At 48.7% G+C, this 3,171-nt stretch carries 2 protein-coding genes and 1 pseudogene; all 3 read right to left on the bottom strand.

The features are described from left to right. Positions 1–2,355 (bottom strand): non-ribosomal peptide synthetase (locus L693_RS0113865; protein ID WP_025717770.1); only part of this gene is annotated, 2,355 nt, incomplete at its 3' end. Between the two features lie 61 nt (positions 2,356–2,416). Continuing rightward, positions 2,417–2,833 carry a 3-hydroxyacyl-ACP dehydratase FabZ family protein gene (locus L693_RS0113870; RefSeq protein WP_049825156.1) on the bottom strand — a complete coding sequence of 139 codons (417 nt, stop codon included), beginning with the start codon at positions 2,831–2,833 and terminating at the stop codon, positions 2,417–2,419. A 4-nt stretch (positions 2,834–2,837) separates the two neighbouring features. Then, a pseudogene (locus tag L693_RS0113875) lies at positions 2,838–3,171 on the bottom strand (beta-ketoacyl-[acyl-carrier-protein] synthase II); the annotation flags it as partial.

Raw genomic sequence — 3,171 nt, forward strand, 5'->3', positions numbered from 1 at the left:
TCCAATCGGAACCGTTCTGTACGCTTCATCCGCTTGCAGGTTAAAGTACGACACATCGACCGTTGCTTCCGTCGGTCCGTACAAATTCACCAGCTTCGCCTGGCTGGCCGGGGCAATGAATTGCTGGAACCGTGCCGCCGCATTCGGCGTTAAGGCTTCCCCACTGGTAAACACTTGCTTCAGCGAAGACAGCTTGCTTTGCGCTGGCTCTCCTTGATGCTCGATGTATTCCAGGAAGGCGTTCAGCATCGCCGGTACGAAATGCATCGTGCTGATCCTTTGCGCAGCAATCGTCTCCACAATCACTTCCGGGTCTTTCTCCCCGCCGACCGGGAGCAGGCACATACTCGCTCCGACGAACGACCACCAGAACAGCTCCCATACGGAAACGTCGAACGTGATCGCCGTTTTTTGCAGTATTGTATCTCCTGCATCCAGCGGATACGCCTCCTGCATCCAGATCAGGCGGTTGATCACCGACCGATGCTCGATCATGACCCCTTTCGGCTTGCCCGTCGATCCCGACGTATAAATGACATACGCCATGTCCCCTGGTCCGGCGACTGGCGCCAGATTCGAGCCGTCCTGCTCGTACGCCTGCGCCTCGTCCAGCTTCAACGTCCGACCTTCGAAGCGGATATGGTCCTGCAAATGGCTTGGCAGCAGGAGCAGCTTCGCCCCCGAATCCTCCAGCATGTAGCGAATGCGCTCTTCCGGGTAGCCCGGATCTATCGGTACGTAGGCTCCTCCGGCTTTTAAGATCGCGAAAATGCCTACCATCATATCCAGCGAACGCTCCGCCATCAACCCGACGAGCTGATCGGCCTGCACGCCTTCGGCCCGCAACGTGCGCGCCAGCCGGTTCGCCCGCTCGTTCAGCTCGCGGTACGTGAGCTGACTTTCCCCGAACACAACCGCCGTCTGCTCCGGCGTCCGCTCCGCTTGCTCCTCAAACATCTGATGGATCGTTTTATCCTTCGGATAGTCAGCTTTCGTATCATTGAATACGGTCAAAATTTCATTTTTTTCCTGTTCATTGATCAGAGATATCTCCGATATTTTTTGTTCCGGATTTTCGACAATATGTTCCGTTATAACAAGGAGATGTCGAATGATTCTCGCAATCTCACTGGCATCGAACAGGCGGGAACGGTAATCGACATGCAGCACCAATTGATCTTCATCCAACATCTCGGCAATATGAAGCACCAGATCATTGACTTCATCGCCGCCAAAATCATAATCTGTATGAATGCGAACGTCATCCAGATCCACCCAGCTTACTGGACGATATTCCATCGAAACGCCGAACAGCCGTTGGATATCCTTGCTGCGGTAGGTTTCCCTTAAATCTTGAATCAATTGATTATATGGATACTTTTGATGCCGTAAAATCGTGGTTTGATCCTTGACCACGCTTTGCAAAAAGCTGATCAAATCAGCGTCAGGGTCAACAAAAGACCTAGCTGCTATTGTACTGACGAACATGCCCACCGTATTTTTTTCCTTCTTTGTCGAACGGTTGGCTAACGAGGTACCAATCGCGATATCCTGCTCGCCGATCGCTTTGTGCATATAAATGTACATTGCCGCCATAAAAAATTGAAACAAGCTAACTTTATTATCTTGGCAAAATTGCTTTATTTGCTTGTACAAGCCGCCGTCTACTGTAAAGTGCGCTCTTTGGGCAACCGTGCTCAACAGCAGCGGATCATACGGTTTCAATCCTGTCACGTCCGGCAGTCCGGCAAATTTATCGTTCCAGAACTCCTTGTCCTTTGCAAACCGATCGGACTGTACATAAGCTCCTTCCGTTTCGATATATTCGATATAAGAATATTTTTTGCCCAGTTGGGGTTCTATTCCCCGAATAATATCAACGTAATATTCCATCAACTGGTTTCCGAAAAGAACCATGGAAATGCCGTCGGAAATGATGTGATGCATTTTAACACTCAGCCAATACTCGTCATCGCTGATTCTAATAAACAAAAATTGAAAAAGCTCATTGTTGAGCAGTTCAAAAGGCGCTTGCTTATGACCCTCCAACCAGCTATTCATTTCATCTATGCTTTTGAAATCCGCTGCATCCAGACAAGTGAACTCCTTGTCCTCAAAAGGCACTACGTATTGCCGGGGAATACCGTCCTCGGCCGTGATGCGAATCCGAAAAGCATCGTATTGCTTAATAACCATATTGATGGAGCGCTTTAAGGCATCTATGTTCATTTTTCCTTTAAACTTTACGGTTCCCAGAAGCAACGATACGGACGTATTCGGGTAAAGCAGCTCAGTGTACCAAATCCGCTGTTGCGCATTGGTTAAAGGAAAAAATTGATGTACGTTGTTATTCATAACCTAATCCTCTTCCCTTCTTGTGATTGCGATGACCTTATCCCCTCAATGCAGGTTCACGTTATACTTGTTTCGGAGTATACGATACGATCTCTTCCGCCTTGACAATAATCCGATCCCCTACAGTAGCCAAACCTTTGCCGAGAAGAAAACCTCTCTTTCTCTTTGTTACTTCAAAATAAAGACCCAGCCGATCTCCAGGCTGAGCCCATTCGTGCATTTCGACCTGATTCAATGAACTTAAAAAGGAAATGCCCGTTTCGTCCATAGTCGCAAAGCCGCCTAACTGCGCCAATGCTTCAACGACCATCATATGGGGCATAAACGGATTCGCTTCGGAAACAAACCAATCGTTCCAGGTTACATTCTTGTAGCCTCTAGCCCATTTTGAATTCTCAAAACCCGTCACTTTGTCTATCATAATGAACGGATAGCGGTGAGGAAGCACATCGAGAATACGTATGTCATCTGCGTTCACGATGCTAATCCTCCTGCCATTTGCGTACGGCCAGACAAACGTTATGACCGCCGAAACCGAACGAATTGCTAATCGCTGCACGGACTTCGCGTTCCTGATATACGTGCGGCACAAAATTCAGCTCAGGGGCTTCAGGATTGTCGCAATTGAGTGTCGGTGGTACCTTGTTGTGGAGCAAGCTCTGTACAGTGGCGATTAATTCAACTGCCCCTGCGCCGCCCATTAAATGGCCGGTCATAGATTTAATAGATGATATCGCCAAACGGGGAGCATGCTCCCCGAATACCTTCTGAATGGCATTAATCTCCATACGGTCGTTAAACGGCGTACTCGTACCA

The sequence above is a fragment of the Paenibacillus sp. 1-18 genome (assembly GCF_000520755.1).
Classification (GTDB): domain Bacteria; phylum Bacillota; class Bacilli; order Paenibacillales; family Paenibacillaceae; genus Paenibacillus; species Paenibacillus brasilensis.